The organism is Pseudonocardia kongjuensis (assembly GCF_039526905.1).
GTDB classification, from domain to species: Bacteria; Actinomycetota; Actinomycetes; order Mycobacteriales; family Pseudonocardiaceae; genus Pseudonocardia; species Pseudonocardia kongjuensis.
This window is the reverse complement of record NZ_BAAAJK010000018.1, coordinates 258,733-282,269: the sequence shown is the minus strand read 5'-3', so window position 1 is coordinate 282,269 and position 23,537 is coordinate 258,733. Positions and strand designations below refer to the sequence as shown.

Annotated in this window: 22 protein-coding genes; 14 read left to right on the top strand and 8 right to left on the bottom strand. The window is 74.2% G+C overall.

Going from position 1 to position 23,537, the window contains the following annotated elements; translation table 11 throughout:
- Positions 1 to 101: 101 nt before the first annotated feature.
- Positions 102 to 803, bottom strand: coding sequence for a GNAT family N-acetyltransferase (locus ABD160_RS19040; RefSeq protein ID WP_344024303.1), 702 nt, complete (start codon positions 801 to 803; stop codon positions 102 to 104).
- A 43-nt stretch (positions 804 to 846) separates the two neighbouring features.
- On the opposite strand from ABD160_RS19040, the gene ABD160_RS19035 reads away from it, so the two are divergent.
- From ABD160_RS19035 to ABD160_RS19010, 6 genes are all read left to right on the top strand, one after another.
- On the top strand, positions 847 to 1,839 hold the full coding sequence (locus ABD160_RS19035; RefSeq protein ID WP_344024301.1) for an NAD(P)H-quinone oxidoreductase: 993 nt from the start codon (positions 847 to 849) through the stop codon (positions 1,837 to 1,839).
- A 43-nt stretch (positions 1,840 to 1,882) separates the two neighbouring features.
- Positions 1,883 to 2,440, top strand: a complete 558-nt coding sequence (locus ABD160_RS19030; protein ID WP_344024299.1) for a bacterial proteasome activator family protein — start codon at positions 1,883 to 1,885, stop codon at positions 2,438 to 2,440.
- Between the two features lie 85 nt (positions 2,441 to 2,525).
- Complete coding sequence (gene wzm, locus ABD160_RS19025; protein WP_425563633.1) at positions 2,526 to 3,395, top strand: galactan export ABC transporter permease subunit Wzm/RfbD; 870 nt, start codon at positions 2,526 to 2,528, stop codon at positions 3,393 to 3,395.
- A 5-nt stretch (positions 3,396 to 3,400) separates the two neighbouring features.
- On the top strand, positions 3,401 to 4,153 hold the full coding sequence (wzt, locus tag ABD160_RS19020) for a galactan export ABC transporter ATP-binding subunit Wzt/RfbE (RefSeq protein WP_344024377.1): 753 nt from the start codon (positions 3,401 to 3,403) through the stop codon (positions 4,151 to 4,153).
- A complete protein-coding gene (gene glfT1, locus ABD160_RS19015) occupies positions 4,150 to 5,055 on the top strand; it encodes a galactofuranosyltransferase GlfT1 (RefSeq protein WP_344024297.1) in 906 nt (301 codons plus the stop codon). Before wzt ends, glfT1 begins: the two co-directional genes overlap by 4 nt.
- 171 nt (positions 5,056 to 5,226) lie before the next feature.
- Positions 5,227 to 6,168: a type IV toxin-antitoxin system AbiEi family antitoxin domain-containing protein gene (locus tag ABD160_RS19010; protein WP_344024295.1), complete on the top strand. Its 942-nt coding sequence runs from the start codon at positions 5,227 to 5,229 to the stop codon at positions 6,166 to 6,168.
- 70 nt (positions 6,169 to 6,238) lie between these two features.
- On the opposite strand, the gene ABD160_RS19005 is transcribed toward ABD160_RS19010, so the two are convergent.
- Both ABD160_RS19005 and ABD160_RS19000 read right to left on the bottom strand, forming a co-directional pair.
- Entirely contained in the window at positions 6,239 to 6,688 is a 450-nt protein-coding gene (locus ABD160_RS19005; RefSeq protein ID WP_344024293.1) for a GtrA family protein, read from the bottom strand.
- A complete protein-coding gene (locus ABD160_RS19000; RefSeq protein ID WP_344024291.1) occupies positions 6,685 to 6,807 on the bottom strand; it encodes a hypothetical protein in 123 nt (40 codons plus the stop codon). Before ABD160_RS19000 ends, ABD160_RS19005 begins: the two co-directional genes overlap by 4 nt.
- Before the next feature lie 126 nt (positions 6,808 to 6,933).
- Between ABD160_RS19000 and ABD160_RS18995 the strand changes: the two genes are divergently transcribed.
- Genes ABD160_RS18995 through ABD160_RS18980 form a run of 4 tightly spaced genes read left to right on the top strand, consistent with a single transcriptional unit; the run spans position 6,934 to position 9,489 of the window.
- Positions 6,934 to 7,542, top strand: a complete 609-nt coding sequence (locus ABD160_RS18995; RefSeq protein WP_344024289.1) for a hypothetical protein — start codon at positions 6,934 to 6,936, stop codon at positions 7,540 to 7,542.
- The gene (locus tag ABD160_RS18990; RefSeq protein WP_344024287.1) at positions 7,539 to 7,853 is read left to right on the top strand and encodes a transcriptional regulator; all 315 of its coding nucleotides are present in this window, start codon (positions 7,539 to 7,541) and stop codon (positions 7,851 to 7,853) included. The genes ABD160_RS18995 and ABD160_RS18990 overlap by 4 nt, the downstream gene beginning before the upstream one ends.
- On the top strand, positions 7,850 to 8,722 hold the full coding sequence (locus ABD160_RS18985; protein ID WP_344024285.1) for an ABC transporter ATP-binding protein: 873 nt from the start codon (positions 7,850 to 7,852) through the stop codon (positions 8,720 to 8,722). The genes ABD160_RS18990 and ABD160_RS18985 overlap by 4 nt, the downstream gene beginning before the upstream one ends.
- Complete coding sequence (locus ABD160_RS18980) at positions 8,719 to 9,489, top strand: ABC transporter permease (RefSeq protein ID WP_344024283.1); 771 nt, start codon at positions 8,719 to 8,721, stop codon at positions 9,487 to 9,489. The genes ABD160_RS18985 and ABD160_RS18980 overlap by 4 nt, the downstream gene beginning before the upstream one ends.
- Before the next feature lie 51 nt (positions 9,490 to 9,540).
- Here ABD160_RS18980 and ABD160_RS18975 read toward each other — a convergent pair whose 3' ends face one another.
- On the bottom strand, positions 9,541 to 10,143 hold the full coding sequence (locus tag ABD160_RS18975; protein ID WP_344024281.1) for a DUF1707 domain-containing protein: 603 nt from the start codon (positions 10,141 to 10,143) through the stop codon (positions 9,541 to 9,543).
- A 27-nt stretch (positions 10,144 to 10,170) separates the two neighbouring features.
- The gene (locus ABD160_RS18970) at positions 10,171 to 11,985 is read right to left on the bottom strand and encodes a hypothetical protein (RefSeq protein WP_344024279.1); all 1,815 of its coding nucleotides are present in this window, start codon (positions 11,983 to 11,985) and stop codon (positions 10,171 to 10,173) included.
- 183 nt (positions 11,986 to 12,168) lie between these two features.
- Here ABD160_RS18970 and dprE1 point away from each other — a divergent pair, with 183 nt between their 5' ends.
- Positions 12,169 to 13,503, top strand: a complete 1,335-nt coding sequence (gene dprE1 / locus ABD160_RS18965; RefSeq protein WP_344024375.1) for a decaprenylphosphoryl-beta-D-ribose oxidase — start codon at positions 12,169 to 12,171, stop codon at positions 13,501 to 13,503.
- 19 nt (positions 13,504 to 13,522) lie between these two features.
- Complete coding sequence (gene dprE2, locus ABD160_RS18960; RefSeq protein WP_344024277.1) at positions 13,523 to 14,278, top strand: decaprenylphospho-beta-D-erythro-pentofuranosid-2-ulose 2-reductase; 756 nt, start codon at positions 13,523 to 13,525, stop codon at positions 14,276 to 14,278.
- A 6-nt stretch (positions 14,279 to 14,284) separates the two neighbouring features.
- Here dprE2 and ABD160_RS18955 read toward each other — a convergent pair whose 3' ends face one another.
- From ABD160_RS18955 to ABD160_RS18945, 3 genes are all read right to left on the bottom strand, one after another.
- The gene (locus ABD160_RS18955; RefSeq protein ID WP_344024275.1) at positions 14,285 to 14,935 is read right to left on the bottom strand and encodes a nitroreductase family protein; all 651 of its coding nucleotides are present in this window, start codon (positions 14,933 to 14,935) and stop codon (positions 14,285 to 14,287) included.
- Positions 14,936 to 14,961: 26 nt separating this feature from the next.
- Entirely contained in the window at positions 14,962 to 15,639 is a 678-nt protein-coding gene (locus ABD160_RS18950; RefSeq protein WP_344024273.1) for a hypothetical protein, read from the bottom strand.
- Positions 15,640 to 15,743: 104 nt separating this feature from the next.
- Positions 15,744 to 18,113, bottom strand: a complete 2,370-nt coding sequence (locus ABD160_RS18945) for an acyltransferase family protein (protein ID WP_344024271.1) — start codon at positions 18,111 to 18,113, stop codon at positions 15,744 to 15,746.
- A 185-nt stretch (positions 18,114 to 18,298) separates the two neighbouring features.
- On the opposite strand from ABD160_RS18945, the gene ABD160_RS18940 reads away from it, so the two are divergent.
- A complete protein-coding gene (locus tag ABD160_RS18940) occupies positions 18,299 to 21,526 on the top strand; it encodes an arabinosyltransferase domain-containing protein (protein ID WP_344024269.1) in 3,228 nt (1,075 codons plus the stop codon).
- 53 nt (positions 21,527 to 21,579) lie between these two features.
- Complete coding sequence (locus ABD160_RS18935; RefSeq protein ID WP_344024267.1) at positions 21,580 to 23,478, top strand: glycosyltransferase; 1,899 nt, start codon at positions 21,580 to 21,582, stop codon at positions 23,476 to 23,478.
- The last annotated feature ends 59 nt before the right edge of the window (positions 23,479 to 23,537 follow it).

Genomic DNA, 23,537 nt, shown 5'->3' with positions numbered 1-23,537 from the left:
GCGCCGAAGCCGGGGTGCGACGTCCCGGACACGGGGTGCGGCGTCCCGGACACGGGGTGCGAGGTCGGACACGGGGTGCGACGCGGCCCGCTCCGGCCTGCTCACCCCCCGCGCGGCGGCTCCGCACCGAGGAACCCGGCCAGCTCGCCGGTGTACCCCTCCACCACCGGCTCCCAGCCCGGCCGGACGAACTCCGCGGGCGTCAGCAGCAGCCGGTGCTGCACCTCCCGCACCCCGCGGGCCGCGTTCAGCGAGGTCCCGTCGGCGCGGTAGCCCAGCCGGTGCGACACCGTGGCCGAGGCGCCGTTGCCCTCGACGTAGTCGGAGCGGGCCGTCGTCGCGCCGAGGTGGTCGAACGCGAACGCCAGCACGGCGGCCCGCATCTCGGTGCCGTATCCCGCGCCCTGGTACCGGATGCCCAGGTAGGAGCCGGTGTGCACGCCGCGCAGCAGGCCGAACCGGTCGGCGGTCAGGCTCTGCAGACCGATCACCCGGCCGGCGCGGCGCACCACCAGGTGCAGCGCCCACGACTCCGGACCGGTCCGGGCCCGCTCGGACCAGAAGTACTGCGCGACCCCGCGGCCGAGGTAGCGGGGATCGGCGTCGGTCCACGGCACAGCGAACGGCATCTCCGACGCCGGATGGACCCCCGTCGCGTGCAGCATCGTGACCAGCTCGCGCACCGACCCGTCGTCGTCGGGACGCAGTTCGAGTCGTGGGGTCCGCAGTACCAGCCCGCGTGGCGGCCACGGGTCGGGCACCGGGTCGATCGGGGCGGGCAGCCGGTCCACGACGGGTGACACTGCCGGATCGCACCCGCTGCCGCGACGGAATACCGTCGGCCCCATGAAGGCGATCACCCTGGCGGAGTACGGCGGTCCCGAGCAGATGACCTGGGCGGAGGTCGCGGATCCGGAGCCGGGGCCCGGCGAGGTCGTGCTCGACGTCGTCGCGTCCGCGGTGAACCGGGCCGACCTGCTGCAGGTGCAGGGCAACTACCCGGTCCCGCCGGGCGCATCCGACATCGTCGGCCTGGAGTGTTCGGGCCGGATCGCCGCGCTCGGCGAGGGTGTCACCGGCTGGGCCGTCGGCGACGAGGTGTGCGCGCTGCTGGCCGGCGGCGGCTACGCGCAGAAGGTCGCCGTGCCCGCGGTGCAGCTGCTGCCGATCCCGGACGGCGTGTCCGTCGAGGACGCCGGCGGGTTGCCCGAGGTGGCCTGCACCGTCCGGTCGAACGTGTTCATGGAGGGCCGGCTGGCCGCCGGCGAGACGTTCCTGGTGCAGGGCGGCTCGTCCGGCATCGGGACGCACGCGATCCAGGTGGCGAAGGCGTTCGGCGCCCGGGTCGCCGCCACCGCGGGCACCCCCGATCGGCTGCAGTTCTGCCGCGATCTGGGTGCGGACATCGTCATCGACTACCACGACGACGTCGCCGAGGAGCTGAAGAAGGCGACCGACGGGCACGGCGCCGACGTCATCCTGGACAACATGGGCGCCAAGGGCCTGGCGAACAACCTGTCCGCGCTGGCCCGCGACGGCCGTCTGATGATCATCGGCATGCAGGGCGGGGTGAAGGCCGAGCTGAACATCGGTGCGCTGCTGGCCAAGCGCGGCCACATCTCGGCGATGGGCCTGCGCGGACGCCCGGTGACCGGCCCGAACTCGAAGGCCGAGATCGTCGAGCAGGTGCGCGAGCAGGTGTGGCCGCTGTTCGGGGCGGGGAAGGTCCGTCCGGTCGTCTTCGAGCGGTTCTCGATGGCCGACGCCGCCGACGCGCACCGCAGGCTGGCCGAGGGCGGTGTCACCGGGAAGCTGCTGCTGCTGAACCCGGACGCCTGATCGGCATGATCCCCGCTGCGCGGTGCCGCCCGGCAGGGCCAGAATGGCCCCCATGAGCGACGAGCAGGAGACCCCCGACGAGCGGGTCGTGGTGGTCGGCGCCGACGGCCGTCCGGTGGGCATGGCGCAGATCCCCTCCGGCGACGACGAGGCCGAGCAGCAGAGTCCGGCGAGCATGGTCGAACAGCCCGCGAAGGTCATGCGGATCGGCACGATGATCAAGCAGCTGCTGGAGGAGGTGAAGGCGGCACCGCTGGACGAGGCGTCCCGCAGCAGGCTGAAGGAGATCCACGAGAACTCCGTGAAGGAGCTCGAGGAGGGGCTCGCCCCGGAGCTGCGCGAGGAGCTGCAGCGGCTGAGCCTGCCGTTCACCGCGGACGAGACGCCGTCCGAGGGCGAGCTGCGGATCGCGCAGGCGCAGCTGGTCGGCTGGCTGGAGGGGCTGTTCCACGGCATCCAGACGGCGCTGTTCGCCCAGCAGATGGCCGCCCGCGCACAGCTGGAGCAGATGCGCCGTGGCCTGCCGCCGGGCGTCGGTGGCGGGCCGGATCAGGCCGGTGTCCCCGAGGGTCTGGGCCGGGGCACCGGCCAGTACCTCTGAGCTGCACTTCTGAGCTGCACTTCGCGGTGCCCGGCAGGGGCCTCCCCGGCCGGGCCCCGCGGAGCGCTCTGAGTACCCTCGTCGGGTGGCCGTGACCGTGACCGACAACGAGCCGGGCGATCTCGTCGACCCGTCCGAGGTGTCGAGCCCGCGCAGCTGGCGCCGGGCGTTCGCGGATCTCGCGGCCGGCTGGCGTCAGCGCCCGCTGTGGGGCTACCTCGGCTGGCAGGACATCAAGCAGCGCTACCGCCGCTCGGTGCTCGGCCCGCTGTGGATCTCGATCAGCATGGGCGTCATCGCGCTCGGGCTGGGCATCCTCTACTCGGCGCTGTTCGACATCCCGATCGCGACGTTCCTGCCGCACGTCGCCGTCGGGCTGCTGATCTGGAACTTCGTGTCCGGCTGCATCCTCGAGGGCAGCGAGGTCTTCATCTCCAACGAGGGCCTGATCAAGTTCCTGCCGGCGCCGCTGAGCCTGCACATCTACCGGCTGGTCTGGCGGCAGACGCTGTTCTTCCTGCACAACCTGGTCGTCTGGGTCGTGTTGATGATCATCTTCCCGCATCCGCTGGGCCTGTCGTCGCTGCTCGCGGTGCCCGCGTTCGTGCTGCTCGCGATCAACGGCGCCTGGGTCGCGATCCTGGCCGGGATCCTGGCGACCCGGTTCCGGGACATCCCGCCGATCATCGCCAGCGTGACCCAGCTGGTCTTCTACCTGACCCCGATCGTCTGGTCGGTCGACATCCTCCGGGACAACGAGGCGGCCCGCGAGCGGGCCAGCCTGGTCGAGTTCAACCCGGTCTTCCACTTCGTGGAGATCGTCCGCCAGCCGCTGCTCGGGCAGGAGATCGTCGGCCGGTACTGGCTGGTCACCGGCGTCATCACGATCGTCGGCTGGACCGCAGCGCTGGTCTGCCTGCGCAACTACCGCTCCCGCGTCGCGTACTGGGTGTGAACACCGTGCCGGAACCGTCCATCCGCATCGACCGCGCCGCCGTCGACTTCCCGATCTTCGACGCGAAGACCCGGTCGCTGAAGAAGGCCGTCCTCGGCCGGGCCGGCGGCCGGATCGGCACCGAGTCGAAGGTCCCGATCATCGAGGCGCTGCGGGACATCACCGTCACCCTCTCCAAGGGCGACCGGGTCGCGCTGGTCGGCCACAACGGCGCCGGGAAGTCCACCCTGCTGCGCCTGATGGCGGGCATCTACGAGCCGACCCGGGGCCGGTCGGCGGTGCGCGGCAAGGTCGCGCCGGTCTTCGATCTCGCCGTCGGCATGGACCCGGAGATCTCCGGCTACGACAACATCCTCATCCGCGGCCTGTTCCTGGGCATGACGCGCAAGCAGATGGAGGAGCGGATCGACGACATCGCCGAGTTCACCGAGCTCGGCGACTACCTCGAGATGCCGCTGCGCGCGTACTCGACGGGCATGCGGGTGCGGCTCGCGCTCGGCGTCGTCACCTCGATCGACCCGGACATCCTGCTGCTCGACGAGGGCATCGGCGCCGTCGACGCCGAGTTCCTCGACAAGGCCCGCGGCCGGCTGCACGAGCTCGTCGACCGCTCCGGGATCCTGGTGTTCGCCTCGCACTCCGACGAGTTCCTGGCCGACCTGTGCGACACCGCGCTGTGGATGGAGCACGGGACGATCAAGGAGTACGGCCCGCTGCAGGACGTGCTGGACGCCTACAAGGGGCGGACCCACTCGTGACCTCGCCGCTCGCGCCCGGCTCCGTCGTCGGCGTGATCGTCACCCGGCACCGGGCCGGGATGCTGGTCGACTCGCTGAACGCGATGGCGAAGCAGTCCCACCCGCTGGCGCACCTGATCGTCGTCGACAACGGGCCCGACCAGCCTGCCCGCGACGCCGTCGACGCCTGCCCGCTGCCGACCACCTGGCTGCCGTCGTGGACGAACCTGGGCGGCGCCGGCGGGTTCGCGCTGGGCATGCTGCACGCGCTGGCGATGGGTGCGGACTGGGTCTTCCTCGCCGACGACGACGGCCACGCCGCCGACGCCTCCACCCTCGCCACCCTGCTCGACGTCGCGCAGCGGCACGATCTCGCCGCGGTCTCGCCGGTGGTCGCCGACAAGGCCGACCCGGACCGGCTGGCGTTCCCGCTGCGGCGCGGCGTGACCTGGCACCGCAGCCGTTCCGCGCTCGGCGACGACGACCTGCTGCCCGGCATCGCCTCGTTCTTCAACGGTGCCCTGTTCCGCGCCTCGACGCTCGAGGTGATCGGGGTGCCGGACCTGCGGCTGTTCGTCCGGGGCGACGAGGTCGAGATGCACCGCCGGATGGTGCGCTCCGGGCTGCCGTTCGGCACCGCCCTGCACGCCGCCTACCTGCACCCCTACGGCTCGGACGAGTTCAAGCCGATGCTCGGCGGGCGGTTGCACGCGCAGGACCCGGGCGACGCGGTGAAGCGCTACTACACCTACCGCAACCGCGGCTACCTGATGAGCCAGCCCGGGATGCGCCGGATCGGCCTGCTGGAGCTGCCCCGGTTCGCCTGGTACTTCCTGGTGACCAAGCGCGACCCACGCGCCTTCCGGGACTGGCTCCGCCTCCTGAACCAGGGCCGCAACGAGCGCTTCCACCGCGCCCCCTGACCGGCCGCACACCCGGACACCGCGCCGCACACCTGCTGCAGCAGGTGTGTCGCACGGTCAGGGGGTGTGCACCTCTGTCCACAGGGAGGGGTGGTTGTCCACAGGTTGGGGGGTTGGGGGTGCGGGGGCGCTTCCTGGGTGTGGGGTGGGGTGGTGGATGCGTCGTTGCGGGTGGGAGCGGACGGACTGGTCCGCCGGCCGGCGCTGGTCGCCGACGGGTTCGACGGGGCCGAGATCGACCGGATGCTGCGCTCCGGTGCGCTCGTCGCGGTGCGCCGTGGCGTGTACCGGCTCGCCGGGGGTGACTCGCCGCGGGCCGAGGACGACCATCGGCTACGGGCCCGGGCAGCAGGGCCCGGGCTGGTGTCCGGGGCGGTCTTCGGCTTCGTGACGGCGGCGGTGTTGCTGGGGCTACCGGTCTGGCGGATCCCGCTGCGACGGCTGCACGTGGTGCGCGACCGGTCGAACGGCGCACGGATCCGCGGCGACCTGCAGATCCACGGCGGCCGGCTCCCCGAGGGCGACGTTCTGGAACTCGCCGGCGGGTTGCGGGTGACCTCACCGGCCAGGACGGTCGTCGATCTGGCCCGCACCGTTGCGGCGCCGCAGGCACTGGTCACGATCGACGGGGCGCTGCACCGCCGGATCGTCGCCGAGCGGGCCCGGCGGCCGGATCCCGCAGCGGCGACGACCGGCGAGATCATCCGGGCGCTGGGGGCCTCGGCGAACTGGTCCGGGTCCCGCGCGGCTCGGCGCGCGGTCGCGTTCGCCGACGGACGCAGCGAGAGCCCCGGGGAGACACTCAGCCGGTTCCGCATGCACGTCGCCGGACTCCCGGCACCGGTCCTCCAGTGGCCGGTCCCGGGCACTCGGCTCCGTACCGACTTCGCGTGGCCGGACCGGGGGGTCGTCGGCGAGTTCGACGGTCGCACGAAGTACGGCCGCTCGCCACGCCCCGGCGCGGACCCGGCCGAGGTGCTGTGGCAGGAGAAGCGCCGGGAGGACCGGATCCGGGCGGAGGGTCTCACCGTCGTCCGGTGGACGTTTCCGGAGATCGACGATCCCGGCCCGAACGGCATGGCCGCCCGCCTGAGGCCCCTCATCGGCCCGTGACCTCACACCGGTTTACCCCGCCGCACACCTGTTGCAGCGGGTGTGCGGCGCAGGGAAGGGGTGTGCGGCGTCAGTTCTTGAAGATGACGTAGCGGAGCATCACGAAGTTGATCGCGGTGGCGGTGCCCTGGGCGACCAGCCAGGCCAGCGAGGTGTCGTGGTCCAGCGGCGGCAGCAGGTACAGGACGAGCGAGTTCATCCCGACGTTCACCGCGAACGTCGTGCCGTAGAGGGCCACGAAGCCGGCGAAGCGGCCCTTGCCGCCGGTGTTCGCGCCGGTGAAGGTGAACCGCTTGTTGAGCAGGTACGCGGTCGTCGTGCCGAGGATGAAGCTGATCCCCTTCGACACCGGGACCCACAGGCCGAGGTTCAGCAGCAGGTGGTAGATCCCGAAGTCGACCATCGCGGCGAGCACACCGACGACGACGAAGCTTCCGAGCTGGCTGACCAGTCCGCGGCGCGGCGCGGGCACCACGTCGGGTGCCGGGCTCTCGGCCCGCGAGGGCTCGGTTGCGGTCACGCGTCGAGGGTAGCGGCGCGCAACGCCCGGCCGGTCGGCGACCCGCCGTGCCGGGCCACCACACCGGTCACGACCTGCGCGGACACCGTCCCGCGCGGCACGCACGCCGGCTCGGACATCGGGTTCGGCCGACCCGGGAAACGGGTCCGGTTCGGCCGGAGCGGACAGCCGCCCCCTGGACACCGCCAAGCACTTTGCGCTACAAACTAGGCACGAAGGCAAACTACTCCGCGCTGGAGGAGACGATGCAGGACCGGCCGAGCACCGACGTCGGCGACGAGCCACCGGCCTCGCCGGCCGACGCCCTGGCGATCATCGAACGCGAGCAGGCCCGCCGGACGCCGGACTTCGCCCCGTACTTCCTGTTCTGGGGCGTGGCCTGGCTGCTGATCGGGCTCGCCTGGTTCGCCGACCGCGCCGGTCTCGGACCCGCCGTGGACGCCTGGGCGATCACCGGTGTCACGGTCGGCATCGCGATCGTGCTGAGCGCGGTGATCGGGATCCGGATGGGCCGCGGCGTGCAGGGCACCTCCAGCCGGTTCGGCGCCATGTACGGCGTCGGCTGGATGGTCGCGATGATCGGTACCGGTGCGATCGCCGCGGCGTTCGCACCGGCCGTCACTCCGAGCGGCGCGAACCCGTTCCCGGTGCTCTTCGTGTTCGTCGTCGGCGTGCTCTACATGGCGACCGGCGCCTTCGTGCACAGCGCCGTCGACTACTGGACGGGCCTGACCGTGCAGGCGGTCGCCGTCGTCACCGCGTTCGCCCCCGACCCGTGGAACTCCCTGGTGATGGGTCTCGGCGGCGGCGGCGCGCTGATCGTCGCCGGGCTCCTGCACCGGAGGGCGCGGTGACCGAGCTCGATCCGGTCATCCACGCCCAGGCCCGGCTGCGCGTCACCGCCACCCTCGCGACGCTGCCGGACGGCGACCGGATGACGTTCCCCCGGCTCCAGGAGCTCCTGGAGATGACCGCCGGGAACCTGTCGACCCACCTGCGGAAGCTGGAGGACGCCGGCTACGTCGCGATCACGAAGACGCACCAGCGCCGCACCCCGGTCACCTTCGTCGAACTGACGAGAAGCGGTCGCCGGGCGTTCGAGGACTACACGACCGCGCTGCGGGCACTGCTCGCGCCGCAGTCCGGCACCGAGGTCGGACGATGACGGCACCGGTGGAGCTCGCCGGGGTCAGCCGTCGCTACGGCGACACCGTCGCGCTCGACGAGGTCGACCTCACCCTCGAGCCCGGCAGCCTCACCGGGCTGCTCGGACCGAACGGCGCGGGCAAGTCGACCCTGGTCAACCTGGTCGCCGGCCTCCGCCGGGCCGACTCCGGCACGGTCCGGCTGTTCGGCGGCGACCCGCGGGACGCGGCCAGCCGGGTCGCGCTGGGCACCACGCCCCAGCAGACCGGACTGCCCGAGACGCTGCGGGTCGGCGAGGTGCTGCGCTTCGTCTCCGGGCACTTCCCGGATCCGGTCCCGGCCGGCGAGCTGCTGGAGCGGTTCGGCCTGGGCGGCCTGGAACGCCGGCAGACCGGCGGACTGTCCGGTGGCCAGAAGCGGCGGCTCGCCGTCGCGCTGGCCTTCTGCGGGCGGCCCCGGCTGGTGCTGCTCGACGAGCCGACCACCGGGCTGGACGTCGAGGGGCGCCGGGCGCTGTGGGACGCCGTCCGCGACTTCCACGCCGGCGGCGGGACCGTCCTGCTCACCACCCACTACCTGGACGAGATCGAGAACCTCGCCGAGCGGGTGGTGGTGCTCGCCGCCGGCCGGATCCGGGCCGACGGCGACGTCGGCGCCGTGCGCGGGGCGGTCCGGCGCAGCCGGGTCACGCTGCACGCGCCGCTGCTGCCCGAGCTGCCGGGCGTCGAGCACGCCGAACGGGACGGGGACCGCTGGACCCTGCACACCGCGGACGCCGACGAGCTGGTCCGCACCCTGGTCCGCCACGACGTCGCGTTCTCCGATCTCGGCGTGCAGCGGGCGTCCCTGGAGGACGCCTTCCTGTCACTCACCGGAGGCACCCGATGAGCACCCGCACCGCGCCCCGCCCGGCCGCCGCGCTGGTCGCCGCGCACGTCCGCTACCTGGTGCTCGAACAGCTCCGGATCCCGATCGCGGTGCTGTCCTCGGCGCTGTTCCCGGCGCTGACGCTGCTGTTCTTCGTGCTGCCGTTCGACTACTCGCAGGATCCGGCCGCGGCCACCGCGGCGGTCGCGCAGCTGGCCCTGTTCGGGGTGCTGACCGGGTTCCTGTTCACCTTCGGCGTCGGTGTCGCCGACGACCGGGAGAAGCCGTGGGACCCCTACCTGCGGACGCTCCCGGCGCCGGCGGCGGCCCGGATCGTGGCCCGGCTGGCGTGCGGCGGCTTCTTCGCGCTGCTCTCGGTGCTGCCGGTGCTCGTGGTGGGCGCGCTGTTCACCGCGGCGACGGTGCCACCGGGCCGGATGCTCGGCGCGGTCGCGATGCTGGCGCTCGGCGGGCTGCCGTTCCTGCTCGGCGGCCTCGCGATCGGCTACTCGCTGCCGACGAAGGTCGCGCTGCCGGTGGTGCAGCTGGTGTTCTTCCCGATGGCGTTCGGCGGCGGGCTGCTGCTGCCGCCGGCGCTGTTCCCGGACTGGATGCAGGTCGTGTCGTCGCTGCTGCCCACCCGCGGTGCCCGTGACCTGCTGATCCTCAGCCTCGGCGGGCCCACCCCGGGGCTTCTGACGGTGCTCGCCTTCGCCGGCTGGACGGTGCTGGCGGCGCTGGTCGCGGGCTGGGCCTACCGGCGCGACGAGGGCCGCCGCTTCCGCTGAGCCACCCGGCGCGGCCCCGAGGGGGGTCGGGACCGCGCCGGGACCCGCAGGTCAGAAGTGCCGGCCGGCGAACGTGTAGCGGGTGCGGACGGTCACCGACCCGGCGGAGGTGCGGCCGTAGACCCGGAAGTGCGGACGCCCGTGCACCGGCCGGGACGCCACCTTCGAGCGGATCGAGCCGAACGACGAGACCAGGCCGTCGACGTCGGCGGTGGCGTGCTCGGGCACCAGCAGCCGGGCCGAACCGGCGCCGAGCTCCAGCTCCACCTCGACCACCGGCGAGGGCAGCTCGGCCTCGCAGAAGTCCAGCAGCACCGAGCCGAACGAGCTCTGCACCCGCAGCCGGGGCGGGACGTTCCAGCGCCCGCGCCGCTTGAGCGGGCCGACCCCGCCGCGCAGCACCGTGGGCGGGCCGACCGGGGTGGCGAGGACGTCGGCGCTCAGGTTCAGCGGATCACCGGGCAGATCGGACAGCACCGGCAGCAGGTCCGCGCCGAACCGGGCCGCGTAGACGGTGCTCAGCCGCTCCTGCAGCTCGTCCACCGAGATGCGGCCCTCCGCCATGGCCCGGTTGAGCCGTTCGGCGGCACGCTCGCGGTCGGCGTCGGAGATCCTGATCTCGCGCCGCTCGCCGGGAACCCGCGGACCGTCCACGTGTCCAGGGTAAACGGCCACCGGTGCTCAGCCGACCGGGGCGGCGGCGGGGAGCCGGAACAGCCACGCCCCGCCGTCGAACCGGCCCGGATCGCCGGTCACCCGGCGGGTCCACTCGACGACGCGGTCCTCGTCGCCGCCGTCGACCGCCCGGCCCGGCACCATCACCACCGCGGTGATCCCCAGCCGGCGCAGCTCGGCGTCCGCCTCGGCGGCGTAGCCGTCACTGGGGTCGTTCTTGCCGTCGGCGACCCACTGCGCGCCGATCTGGTAGCGGTTCCAGCGGCTCTGCACGACGACGTCGTCCTCCGGGTCGGAGGCGATGAAGTAGCCGCCGCGGATCCGGAAGTCCGGCCCGGACGCCGCCTGCCAGCGCAGGCCCTGCGCGCCGTCGTCCCAGGCGGCGGTGATCCGCGGGTAGATCTCGACGACGTCGTCCGGGCCGAGCCCGCCCGCCCCGGCGGCGAAGAACTCCGGCACCGGGGCCGGCCGGACCTCCTGGGCGTCCGCGGGCAGCCAGCTGAGCAGCGCGAAACCGGTGAGCGCCAGCGCGCCGACCCGGGTGCCCGGCGGGGCGAGCGGCATCCGGTCGATCCAGATGGCGACCACCGCGGCCACGCACAGCGCGGTGACGACCTGGATCCGCACCGGCTCGATGTCGCTGAGCAGCGGCACCCGGGCGAGACCCAGCCAGGGCAGCGGGATCCCGGTCTCCCGGCCGAACAGCACCACCGCGGTGCCGAGCGAGCACAGCCAGGACAGCGCGGCGACCGCCGCCAGCACCCGCAGCGCCGTCGAGCGGACCACCACCACCGCGACGACCACCAGCGCCAGCATCGCCAGCCCGACGTAGCCGCCCTGCTCGCCGATGTGCCCGCGCAGCTGCTCGCCGGTCACGTCCGGGGTCAGCCGGAACGCCGTCATCCGGGTCGGGACCAGCACGTTCGCCAGATCCGCCCCGGTCGCGTGCACGTTGCGGATCGCCGCGCGCGGCCGGTTCGGCCCGGCCAGCACCAGGTACAGCGGGTAGGCGCCGACCGCGGCGAACACCCCGACGCAGGCCACCCCGGCCCGGACCAGGCCGGGCAGCCGGGCCCGGACCCGCCGCGGGTACCGCAGCGCCAGCAGCAGCGCCGTCAGCACCAGCAGGATGACGCCGATCGCCAGGGTCTGGGTGTACAGCACGAGCTGGCCGGCGAACGCCAGTCCGGCCAGCCCGCCGACCAGCCACGGCCGGGCGACCGGTCCGCGGCCGAACAGGTGGTGGACGAGCAGGAGCAGCAGCGGCGGCAGCACCGACCAGGTGAGGTTCAGGTGCCCGGCGACGGCGTGCGCGAGATGGAACGGGGAGAACGCGTACAGCGCCCCGGCGACGCCGCGGGCCGCCCAGCCGCGCGGGCCCGCGGACCGCACGAACGGGCCGAGCGCGGCGACCAGCAGCAGCCCGGACACGACCGGCCCGAGCACCACGCCGACGTTGAACGCGGCCACCGAGCCGGCCGCCACGGTGACCGGGGCGAGCAGCACGCCGAGCAGCGGGACCGCGGTGTTCCACAGCGCGTTCAGCCCGTACGGCCAGTGCATCCAGTCGGTGAGCAGCGGGTTCTCGCCGTGCGCCGTCGCGAACGGGAGCCAGTTCAGCCACCAGGCGAACATGTCGGCGTCGGCGGTGACGTGCCCGATCAGCACCCCGCCCGGGTCGGCCAGCGCGCGCCGCTGCAGCCACAGCGAGACCAGCAGGTAGCCGATGCCGAGCAGCAGGTACCAGCCCGCCGCGGTGGCCCGGGTGCGCCGCGGCGGCAGCGCGCCCAGGGCACGCGGGGCCTGCCGCTCGTCCAGCACCTGCCCAGTGTGGCGCCTCCCACCCCGCGACCGGTCACCGCGGTGCCGGGTCCGCGCGGTGACAGCACGGCGGTTGCACCGCGACGAGCCCGCCAGGGACGGGTGTCTACCCTGGGCCCGGTGACGGACACGACCGTTCCCGGCAGCCTCCGGTCCGGGACACCCACCCGCCGGACCACCGCCCTGCACGGCTGGGGACGGACCGCGCCCACGCTCGCGCAGCTGGTCACCCCGCGCGACGCCGAGGACGTCGCCACGGCGGTGCGCACCGCTGGCGAGCGGGGCGTGATCGCCCGCGGCCTGGGCCGGTCCTACGGCGACCCGGCGCAGAACGCCGGCGGCGTCGTCCTGGACATGCCCGGCCTGGACCGGATCCACTCGATCGACCCGGACACCGGCGTCGCCGACGTCGACGCGGGCGTCTCGCTGGACCAGCTGATGCGCGCCGCGCTGCCGCACGGGCTGTGGGTCCCGGTGCTGCCCGGCACCCGCCAGGTCACCATCGGCGGCGCGATCGGCGCCGACGTGCACGGCAAGAACCACCACACCAAGGGCAGCTTCGGTAACCACGTCGAGTGGCTGCAGATCGTCCTCGCCGACGGCTCGGTGCACGAGCTGACCCCGGACTCGGAGCTGTTCTGGGCGACCGTCGGCGGAATGGGCCTGACCGGGGTGATCGTCCGGGCGCGGATCCGGCTGCACCGCACCGAGTCGGCGTACTTCGTCGTGGACACCGACCGGACCGACGACCTGGACGGCCTGCTGGAGCTGCTCACCGACGGCTCCGACGACACCTACGGCTACTCCGCCGCCTGGTTCGACACCACCACGACCGGCGCCCGGCTGGGCCGCAGCGTGCTCACCCGCGGCTCGCTCGCGACCGTCGACCAGCTGCCCGCGAAGCTGCGCTCGGACCCGCTGAAGTTCGACGCGCCGCAGCTGCTGAGCTTCCCGGACGCCTTCCCCAACGGCCTGATCAACAAGCTGTCGGTGCGCGCGTTCAGCGAGCTGTGGTTCCGCAAGGCACCCCGCCGCCAGCGCGGCTCGGTGCAGAACATCACCGCGTTCTACCAGGTGCTCGACGTGTTCGGCGGCTGGAACCGGATCTACGGGTCCAAGGGTTTCCTGCAGTACCAGTTCGTGGTGCCGCGCGGCGAGGAGACGGCGCTGCGCCGGATCGTCGAGCGGATCTCGCAGTCGCCGTTCGACTCGGCGCTGAACGTGTTCAAGCGGTTCGGCGCCGGGAACGACGCACCGCTGTCGTTCCCGACCGAGGGCTGGACGATCACCGTCGACTTCCCGATCACCGACGGCCTGTCCCGGTTCTGCACCGAGCTCGACGAGCTGGTGCTCGCCGCCGGCGGCCGGCTGTACCTGGCGAAGGAGTCGCGGACCTCGCCGGAGGCGTTCGCCGCCGGCTACCCGCGGTTCGACGAGTGGAAGGCCGTCCGCGACGCCGCCGACCCGTCGGGCGTCTTCGCCTCCGACATGTCCCGCCGCCTCAAGCTCACCCTCTGACCCTGGAGTTCTCCGAACCATGATCGACGCCGTGGGCAACCCGCAGAGCATCCTGCTGCTCGGTGGCACCTCCGAGATCGGCCTGGCCACCGTCCGCGCGTTCGCGTCGGACCGCCCGATGCGGGTGGTGCTGGCCGCCCGGCCCGGGCCCCGGCTGGACGCCGCCCGGACCGAGCTGGAGGCGCTGGGCTGCGGGGTGGAGACCCTCGAGTTCGACGCCGCGCAGCTCGACACGCACGCCGAGGTGGTGCGCAAGGCGTTCGCCGGCGGCGACATCGACGTCGCGATCGTCGCGTTCGGCCTGCTCGGCGACAACGAGCGGGCCTGGACCGACGTCGAGCACGCCGTCGAGCTCGCCCAGGTCAACTACACCGCGACCGTCTCCACCGGGGTCGCGCTGGCCGAGCGGTTCCGCGAGCAGGGGCACGGCTCGATCGTCGCGATCTCCTCGGTCGCCGGGGAACGCGCCCGCCGCTCGAACTTCGTTTACGGCTCGACGAAGGCCGGGATGGACGCGTTCTACACCGGACTGACCGAGGCGCTGCGCGAGCACGGCGTGACCGTCACGATCGTGCGTCCCGGGTTCGTGCACTCGAAGATGACCGACGGCCTCGACCCGGCCCCGCTGGCGACCACGCCGCAGGCGGTCGCGGACGTGATCACCGACGCGGTGCGCAACCGCAAGGAGCTGGTGTGGGCACCGGCGCCGATGCGGTTCGTGATGAGCGCGCTGCGGCACGTGCCGCGGCCGATCTTCCGGAAGCTGCCGATCTGACCCGGCTCACCAGCCGTCGACGTGCAGGACGGTGTCGAGCGGCGCCCGCTTCGCGGGCTTGAAGGTGTCCCCGGTGTAGTACGCGACGGGCAGCAGGACGCCCTGGCGGACGTCGTCGGGGACGCCCAGGAGCTGCGAGATCTCCTTCTCGTACTTCAGGTGCAGGGTGGTCCACGCGCTGCCCAGCCCGCGCGCCCGCAGCGCCAGCTGCAGGCTCCACGCGGCCGGCAGCAGCGACCCCCACAGACCCGCCTGGTTCGACGCCGGCAGCTCGGCCGACGCCTGCAGCGCGCCGATCACCAGGACCGGGACCTCCCCCATCCGCTCCGCGAGGTAGGTCGCGCTGTCGGCGACCCGGCTCTGGACGACGTCCCGCTCGGTGTCGCCGGTCGACCGGTTGGTGGGGTACGTCGGGCCGTTCCGGTACGCGGTGTAGGACTCGCGGTAGTACTCGCCGATCGCCTTGCGCTTGTCCGGGTCGGTCACGACCAGCCAGTGCCAGCCCTGCTGGTTGGAGCCGCTGGGCGCCTGCAGGGCGACCTCGAGGGCGTCCCGGACGACGTCCAGCGGGACGTCGCGGGTGAGATCGAGGCGCTTGCGGACCGAACGGGTGGTGGAGAGCAGCTCGTCGGGGCCGAGGGGAAGAACGTCGCTCATGACAACTATCTTGCCCTCCTTCGCCGTCAGCCGGGCTTGCGAAGCACGAACACCGCCCGCTCGCCGCTGCCGACGGCCATGCTCAACCGGCCCGACGAGCGCTGCGCCCTGGTCGCGGTCAGGCGCGGGTCGAGCAGCGCCGGGACGCCGCCGTAGGGCGGGCGGGTCAGCCCGTCCGCACCCTCGCGGACGACGTCGAACCCGGTGTCGGTGAGGATCTCCCGGATCCGGACGTGCCCCCGCGGGTGGCGCGGCGGGACCCAGCGCGCACCGGCCAGCTCGCGGCCGCGGCCCTCGGCGTCGGCGGCGACGACGAGCGCGTGCCCGCCCGGTTCCAGTACCCGGAACCAGCCGCCGGGCCCGGTGTCACCGGCCAGCGCGTCGTCCGGGAGCCGGTCCAGCACCTCGACGGCGGTCAGCGCGGCGACCGCGCCGGGCAGGTCGTCGAGCCGGCGGTGCACCGGGCAGCCGGGGGCACCGGACCGCATCGCGTCCGCCTCCGCATCGGACCCGGCCAGGCCGGACGCCGGGCCGAGCCGGGCGAGACCGGCGAGCAGCAGCCCGCCGGCCCCGGCGACGTCGAGATACGGCCCGCGACCGAGGTGACGGCGGACCAGGCGCAGGTACCAGTGCAGGGCCGCGGTGTCCGGCGGGGCGGGTGCGGGATCCGGCAGGTCGGCGCGGGAGGGGCTGGTCGGAGTCATCGGTCCACAGGAGTCGGCGGGATCGGGCGGGCTCATTCTCCCCCGCGCGGCCCCGGCCACCCGTCCGGCACCCGCCCACCGGGACGTGCCGGACGGGCGCCGGATCAGATCCCGTGCGAGGGCCGCTTGCGGCGGCGGCGGGCGGCCTCCCCCGAGGCGGCCACGATCGGGGTGGCGGCGCTGCCGTGCGCCACGTCCCGGCGGTGCGACCCGCGGCCGCAGTTCTCCGCCCCGCTGCGGGTCCCGGGCAGTGCCGAGGCGGACCTGATCGCGCGCGGCGCCGGCACCACGCCACCGCGCGGCTCCTCGGACAGCTCGCGGGCCGCGCGCTGCAGCGACCGCAGCCGCTGCGCCCGGTCGGTGCCCGCGGGCGGCCCCGGTCCGTCGACGACCGGGCTGAACAGCTCCGGGCCGCGGACGTCGTCGCGGGGGCGGGTGAGCGCGACCAGATCGGCTGCGACGCCGCCGCCCAGCCCGTCGCCGCCCACCGCGCGGGCGGCCGCGAGCCGGTCCAGCACCCAGCGGGCCGTTCCCGCCGGGACGACGCCGCCGGAGGGGGACGGGGCCCGGTCGGCCTGCTGCGCCGGGGCCAGGTCGTCCTGCTGTGCCGGGGTCCGGTCGGCCTGCCGCTCCGAGGTCCGGTCGGCCTGCCGCTCCGGGGTCCGGTCGGCCTGCTGCTCGGGGGTCCGGTCGTCGCCCCGCACCGAGATCCGGTGGTCGGCCTGCGCCGCGACCCGGTGGTCGGCCTGCGCCGGGACCGCGGCGTCGGCGGGCTCCGCGGGCGGGCGGCCCGGAGCCGATCCCACCGGCACAGCGTCCTCCGTCGGCGCACCGTGCCCGACCGGCACAGCACGCTCGACCGGTGCACTGTGCTGGACCGGCACCGGGCGCTCCGCGGGCACCGGCCGCCCGGCCGCCCGGACCACCGGGATCAGGGCGGTCTCGGGGTCGATCCGCGCGTCGTCGGTGGTGACCCGGCGCCGGGCCGGGTCGGTCACGACCGGGAAGACCGTCGTCTCCGGGTCGCGACGGGCCGCGTCGCTGTCCACCCGCAGAACGGCACCGGTCCCGCCCGGCCGGGCTGTGCCGGTCCCGCCCGGCCGGGCTGTGCCGGCCTCGCCCTGCCGGGCTGTGCCACCGACGCCCACCAGGGCGGGGCCGCCGTCCACCAGGGCGGGACCGCCGTCCACCGGCGCGGGGCCACCCGGGCCGGGCTGCGGGGCGGCGGCTCCCCGGCGACCGGGCAGCGCACGCATCCACCGGCGGGCGGGGCGTTCGACGAGCGTGTAGAGCAGGTGTGCCACGGGCAGTGTCCCCACGAAGACGGTGAGCGCGATCAGGTGGCCGGTGGCCCCGCCGGTGGGGACGACACCTGAGTCGCTCAGGAACCAGTAGACCTCGAACATCGGGATGTGGACGAGGTAGAGCGCGTACGAGATGCGGCCCCCGTGCACGACGGGGCCGCGGGACAGCAGCCGGTGCACCGGCCCGCGGTCGGCGAGCGCGAGCGCACCGACCAGCACGGGGAACAGCAGCACCGTCAGCCCGTGCAGCCCGTGCCAGGCGACACCGCCGGCGAGCAGGACGAACGGGATCGCGGCGAAGGTGAACGTCGCCACCGAAGAGGCAGCTGCCGCGGTTGCGGCGGTCGTGCCGGCCGGCCGCTCACGCAGCCTGCGCACGGCCAGCATCGCCAGGACACCGGCGGAGAACCCGCCGAGGATCCGGACCAGCCAGCTGTACGGGTAGTAGGGCGACCCGACGACCACGAACGCCGCCGCGAGCGGTGCGACGCACAGCAGTGAGCCGGCCGCGAGCACCACGAACGGCAGGTTCCGCAGCCGGAAGAAGACCACCGCGAGCAGCGGGAACAGCAGGTAGGCCAGCCACTCCGCGCTGATCGACCAGGTCGGCCCGACCCAGGACGCACCGTCCAGATAGGGCTGGGTCCACATCTGGACCAGGAACACCTGCTCCAGCCAGGCGCCGACGCTCAGCTCCGGCTGGACGGCCTGGTAGGCGATCTCGTCGGTGCCGCCGAGCAGCGCGCGGGCCACCAGCCAGATCCCGAACAGATGCAGCACGACCGCGTAGGCCGGCCACATCCGCGCCGCCCGCGCCCACACGAAACCGCCCGCGTCGGCCATCCGCAGTCGCGGACCGAGCTGCTCGAGGTAGGTCCAGGCGATCACGAAACCGCTCAGGACGAAGAACAGATCGACCCCGAGCGCACCCTGCGTGACCAGCGGACCGAGCCAGTCGTTCACCATCCCCACCCCGGCCAGCGGGGTGAAGTGGAAGTGGAACGCCACCACCCACAGCGCCGCGACGATCCGCAGCCCGGTGAGCGCCCGCACCTCGGCACGCCCCCCGGTGACGGCCGGTTCGACCCGGTCGGCGCGGGTGTCACCGGGGCCGGGGACGCCCTGGGCCGGGATGTCCACCGGCCGGCGCTGCGAAGTGCGGATGCTCACGTGAGGGGCCAACGAAAGATCGCCACCACCGTCACCGGTGACACCTGAAGAGGGCCCGAATGTCGCATCCGGTGACACAGCGTCACCATGGGCCGTCTTGAGACCCCGACGGGGCGACATCCGCAAGCGGTCATCACGGGGGTGTCACAGTCGATCTTCGGTGCCCGTCTAGCCTCGGCCGCGTGGTGAGCGTCGAGAGCGAACCCGATCAGCGGGTCGGGCCCCGGCCCGGTGATCGCGGATCGCGTGGCACCGACCGCGTCCTCGCCGCGGCACTCGGGCTGCTCTCCGCGGTGTTCGCGCTGCTCATCCCGTTCCTGCCGGTCGTGCAGAGCACCGCGACCGTCACCTGGCCGACCGCGGAGACCGGCACCGCGGCGATCGACGCACCCCTGGTGGCCTACCGGCCGGAGATGCTGCAGGTCGCCATCACCTGTGACGCGATCCGCAGCCTCGACGACCGCACCCCCGGCCCGGCGACGGTCCTCGCCACGGTCCCGCCGCAGGCGCCGCACGGGGCGGCCGTCGGCCTGCAGATCAGCGTCGCCGACGGCGTCCTCACCGTCGACAACCGCGGCCAGCGGGCCGCCACCGAACCGCTCCCCCCGCCGGGCCCCGGCTGCGCGTTCGAGCTGGACTCGACCGGCGCCGCGACCACCGCGACGCTCGGCGGCAGCACCGTGATCGACGCGGGTGGCGACGTCCGCCCGCAGGTCGTCGGCGTGTACTCCGATCTGGACGGTGCGCTGGACCCGATGGCCGGGACGTCGGTGACGTTCGACACCGACAACCGCTACGACACCTCCGCCACCGGCCTGAAGACGGTGGCCGGGGTGCTCGCCGCGCTCGCGCTGGCCGGCTGCCTGTGGTTCCTGCACCGGATCGACGACCGGGACGGCCGCCGGATCGTGCACGGCCGCCGGCTCGCCGGGGCGCTGCGCGGGCGGGACTCGGTCCGGGACGCCGTCGTCGTCGGCGTGCTCGCGGTGTGGGCCGTGATCGGCTCGATGACCTCCGACGACGGGTACATCCTCGCGATCTCCCGCGGCAACGACGCGGCCGGCTACATCGGCAACTACTACCGCTGGTTCAACTCGCCCGAGGCGCCGTTCGGCTGGTTCTACCAGCTGTACTCGCTGTGGAGCGGGATCTCCGAGGCGGTGCTGTGGCTGCGCCTGCCCGCACTCGCGATGGGCATCGCGTCCTGGTTCCTGATCAGCCGGGCACTGCTCCCCCGCCTCGGCACCCGGGTCCGCCGCAGCCGGTCCGCCGGCTGGGCCGCGGCCGGGGTGTTCCTGTGCTTCTGGCTGCCGTTCGACAACGGGCTGCGCCCGGAGAGCGTCGTGGTGATCGCGGCGCTGGTGTCGTTCGTGATGCTGGAGCGGGCGCTGGCGACCCGCCGGCTGCTCCCGGTCGCCGGTGCGCTGATCGCGGCGGCGTTCGCGGTCGCGGCGACCCCCACCGGGCTGATCGCGCTGGCGCCGTTCCTGGCCGGCGCCCGGCCGCTGCTGCGGCTGTTCACCGAGCGCGCCGCGACCGCAGGCTGGGTGCCGACGCTGGCGCCGCTGCTGGCCGCCGGGCTGATCGTGCTGCTGGCCGTGTTCGGCGACCAGACCTGGGCGACGATCTCCGAGGCCACCCGGGTCCGCACCGAGCTCGGGCCGAACCTGTCCTGGTACCAGGAGCTGTCCCGGTACGACCTGCTGTTCGCCGAGTCCCGGGACGGCGCGCTGCAGCGCCGGTTCCCGGTGCTGCTGCTGTGGCTGTGCACCGCGGTCGCCGGCGCCGTGCTGCTGCGCCGCGGCCGGATCCCCGGGGCCGCGCTCGGCTTCTCCCGGCGGCTGCTCGGCAGCACCGTGCTGTCGTTCGCGGTGCTCGCGCTCACCCCGACGAAGTGGACCCACCACTTCGGCGCGTTCGCCGCGCTCGCCGCGGGCGTCGCCGCGCTGGCCGCGCTCGCCACCAGCACCGGGGTGCTGCGCTCCCGGCGCAACCAGTCGCTGTTCCTCGCCGCCGTGCTGGCGGTCACCGCGCTCGCCTTCACCGGCCCGAACACCTGGTGGTACGTCTCCAACTGGGGCGTGCCGTGGTTCGACAAGCCGCCGTCGGTCGGCGGGTTCTCGGCGACCGGCCTGCTGCTCGGCCTGGCCGGCATCTCGCTGGTCGTCGGCATGATCGAGCACCTGCGCACGCCCGGCGTGCCGCGGCCGGTGCCGCCCCCGCAGGCCGGCGGGCGGCGGCGGCGGCGCGGCGGACAGGCCCGCGCCGTGCGGCTCGGCTCCGCGCCGGTCGCGCTGATCTGCGCGTTCATGGTGCTGTTCCAGGTCGCGTCGCTGGCGAAGGGCATGGAGAAGCAGGCCGGCTCGTACTCGCTCGGCGCCGACATCATCACCGACCCGACGGGCTCGCAATGCGGCCTCGCCGGACGCCTGCTCGTCGAGACCGATCCGGCCGCCGGCGTGCTGCCGCCGGCCCCGCCCGGACCGCTCGACGAGCCGCCGCTGGAGCAGGGCTTCGTCCGCGACGGGCTGCCGCCCACGGGGCCGGGCTCGCTGCGCGACAACGACGGCACCGGCCAGGCCCGGGCCGGGATCACCGGCACCGGGCCGCAGGGCGGGCCGGTCACCGGCAGCTGGTCGCCGGATCCGGAGCACACCGGCGAGTACCGGTCCGGCTGGTACACGCTGCCGGCCGCGGCCCGGCGGGGGGACGCCCCGCTGGTGCTCGGCGTCGCCGGGACCGTCGGGGGCCCGAACTCGCTGACCCTCGAGTTCGCCGCGGGCGACCGCCCGGTGGAGACGATCACGCCGTCCGGCAACGCGGGCACCGTCACGTCGGTCGCCGACAACGCCGGCACCGCGGCCGGCGGGTCCGCCTGGCGCGACATCCGGCTCGACCTGTCCGGCACCGCCGCCGCCGGCGCCGACCGGGTCCGGGTCGTCGCGTCCGACCAGGGGCTCGGGCCGAGCGCCTGGCTGGCCGTCGCCCAGCCCCGGGTCCCGCAGCTGACGCCGCTGACCGACGTCGTCGCCGGCCGTCCCGGCTACCTGGACTGGCCGACCGCGTTCGTGCACCCCTGCCTGCGCCGGTTCGAGGTGAACGGCGGCGTCGCCGACGTGCCCGCCTACCGGCTGCTCGCCGACACCCAGCAGCGCTCGGTGGGCGACGAGTGGGGTGCCGCCTCCGGCGGCGGTCCGCGCGGCTGGACGTCGCTGGTCGGGGCCGAGCGGGTGCTGCCGACGTACCTGCCGGGCGAGTGGGACTTCGACTGGGGCCAGTTCCGGATCTACGAGCCCTACGCCCCGGCGTCCGTCCCCGCGCCGGTGGAGCGCGGGGAGCGCACCATGTGGGGATGGCAGCAGGTCGGCGAGATCGGCGCCGCGCCGGGCGACCCGCCGCCGCTGCCCGGTTGAGCGGACGGCAGACTCTTCACCCGGCCCACCTGACCGAGAGGCACCCCCGAGACATGCTGGACACCGCGCGCCCCACCCGCGACGGAGACCCCGCTCCCGCCGCACCAGCGGGCGGTGATCCGCAGCCCGGCAGGCTCGTGGTGCAACGGGGGCCGTTCACCGGCCCGACCCCGCTGGTCCCCGAGGACCTCTACGCCGAGGTGCTGCGCGGCGCGGCCCGCCGCGAACGCGACCGGATCGAGCTCGCCCCGGCCACCCTCGTCACCACCAACACCTACTGGGGCAGGCTGCACGCCACCTACTGGCACCGCTGGACGTCGGTGCCGGAGGTTCTGGTCTCGCTGCACGCGACCGGCCGCGGCCGGGTGTGGCTGATGGCGTCGGACACCAACAAGGTCGGCCGCGCCGTCGCCTACGCCGACGTCGAGGGCACCGGGCCGGTCGAGCTGACCGGCGCGATCGACCGGTTCATCGACGGCGGCGGGCTCTGGCTGGAGTTCGGCACCGACACCGGCGAGCTGGCCGTGTCCGATGTGGAGTGGACCGTGCAGGTCCCCCGCCCGCCGCGGCCGACGTCGATCACGATCTGCACGTACAACCGGGTCGAGGACTGCCTCAACACCCTGCAGGCGCTGCTCGACGACCCGGTCGCGCTGGCCCGCGTCGCCCGGGTCCGGGTGGTCGACCAGGGCAGTGACCCGCTGGACTCGCGGGACCGGTTCGCCGGGATCGCGCAGGCGTTCGGCGAGCAGCTCGTGCACCAGCGGCAGCCGAACCTGGGCGGCGCGGGCGGGTTCAGCCGCGGCCTCTACGAGGCCACCGCCGGGGACCCGGCCGACGACCACGACGTCCTCCTGATGGACGACGACGTGCTGCTCGACCCGGAGATCGTCGTACGGCTGACCGGTTTCGCCGCCTGCACCGCCACCCCGACGATCGTCGGCGGGCAGATGCTGAACCTGCTGCACCCGGCGCACGTGCACATCACCGCCGAGTACGCCGAGCCGGAGAAGCTGCGCGTCGGCAGGCCGGTCCCGGGCGCGCTGGAGGAGGGCTTCCTGCTCGGCCGCGACGAGCGGCTGCTGCCGGTCGTGCAGGAGCGCCGGGTCGACACCGAGTACAGCGGCTGGTGGTCCTGCCTGATCCCGGCGCCGGTGGTGCGCGCGATCGGCTACCCGCTGCCGCTGTTCTTCCAGTGGGACGACGTCGAGTTCGGCTACCGCGCCCGCGAGCACGGCTTCCCCACGGTCTCCCTGCCCGGCGCCGGCGTGTGGCACGCCGACTTCGGCTGGAAGGACTGGGACGAGTGGCACCGCTACTTCAACCAGCGCAACGGCCTGATCACCGCTGCCCTGCGGACCGGCTTCGACCGGCGCACGGTCACCGCCACCGTCGTCGAGCTGCTCGCCCAGTACCTGGTCGCGATGCAGTACGGGCTGGCCGCGACCCTGCTGACCGCGGTGGACGACTTCCTGGAGGGCCCGCAGATCCTCGACGACGGCTCCGCGGGCGCCGCCGCGACGATCCGCCGGATCCGCGCCGCCTACCCGGAGACGACGGCCGTGCCGATCGCCGACGCCGGGCTGGACCCGCGGGAGTCCGTGGTGCACCTGGCCGGGGGCAAGCCGTCGAAGATGATCCGGACCTGGCTCAAGCGGGCCGTGCTGCAGGCGTCCGGGCGGGTGCCGTTCCGCAGCGGGATGGTGCCGGCCGGCGAGGCGCACTGGTGGCACGTGGCGCTGTTCGAGCGGGCGATCGTGACCGACATGGCCGAGACCGGCGTCCGGATCCGGACCCGGGACCGCGAGCGGCTCCGCGAGCTGGCCGGCCGGGGCGTGCGCACCGTGCGGCGGCTCTACAGCGAGGGTCCGGACGCGGCCCGCGCCTGGAAGGCCGCCGAGCCGCGGCTCACCTCGCGGGAGACCTGGGCCCGGCTGTACGGCGAGGGCTGACCGGCCGGGGCCGTGCTCCACCCTCAGCACGGTGCCACCTGCGCTGCGCAGGGCTCCGA

Excerpts from the sequence above, each read along its gene's own strand:
- ABD160_RS18935 (WP_344024267.1), top strand. The coding sequence starts at position 21,580 with ATGCTGGACACCGCGCGCCCCACCCGCGACGGAGACCCCGCTCCCGCC.
- ABD160_RS19035 (WP_344024301.1), top strand. The coding sequence starts at position 847 with ATGAAGGCGATCACCCTGGCGGAGTACGGCGGTCCCGAGCAGATGACC.
- ABD160_RS18985 (WP_344024285.1), top strand. The coding sequence starts at position 7,850 with ATGACGGCACCGGTGGAGCTCGCCGGGGTCAGCCGTCGCTACGGCGAC.
- ABD160_RS18950 (WP_344024273.1), bottom strand. The coding sequence starts at position 15,639 with ATGACTCCGACCAGCCCCTCCCGCGCCGACCTGCCGGATCCCGCACCC.
- ABD160_RS18980 (WP_344024283.1), top strand. The coding sequence starts at position 8,719 with ATGAGCACCCGCACCGCGCCCCGCCCGGCCGCCGCGCTGGTCGCCGCG.
- ABD160_RS18955 (WP_344024275.1), bottom strand. The coding sequence starts at position 14,935 with ATGAGCGACGTTCTTCCCCTCGGCCCCGACGAGCTGCTCTCCACCACC.
- ABD160_RS19030 (WP_344024299.1), top strand. The coding sequence starts at position 1,883 with ATGGCCCCCATGAGCGACGAGCAGGAGACCCCCGACGAGCGGGTCGTG.
- ABD160_RS19000 (WP_344024291.1), bottom strand. The coding sequence starts at position 6,807 with ATGTCCGAGCCGGCGTGCGTGCCGCGCGGGACGGTGTCCGCGCAGGTC.
- ABD160_RS18995 (WP_344024289.1), top strand. The coding sequence starts at position 6,934 with ATGCAGGACCGGCCGAGCACCGACGTCGGCGACGAGCCACCGGCCTCG.
- dprE2 (WP_344024277.1), top strand. The coding sequence starts at position 13,523 with ATGATCGACGCCGTGGGCAACCCGCAGAGCATCCTGCTGCTCGGTGGC.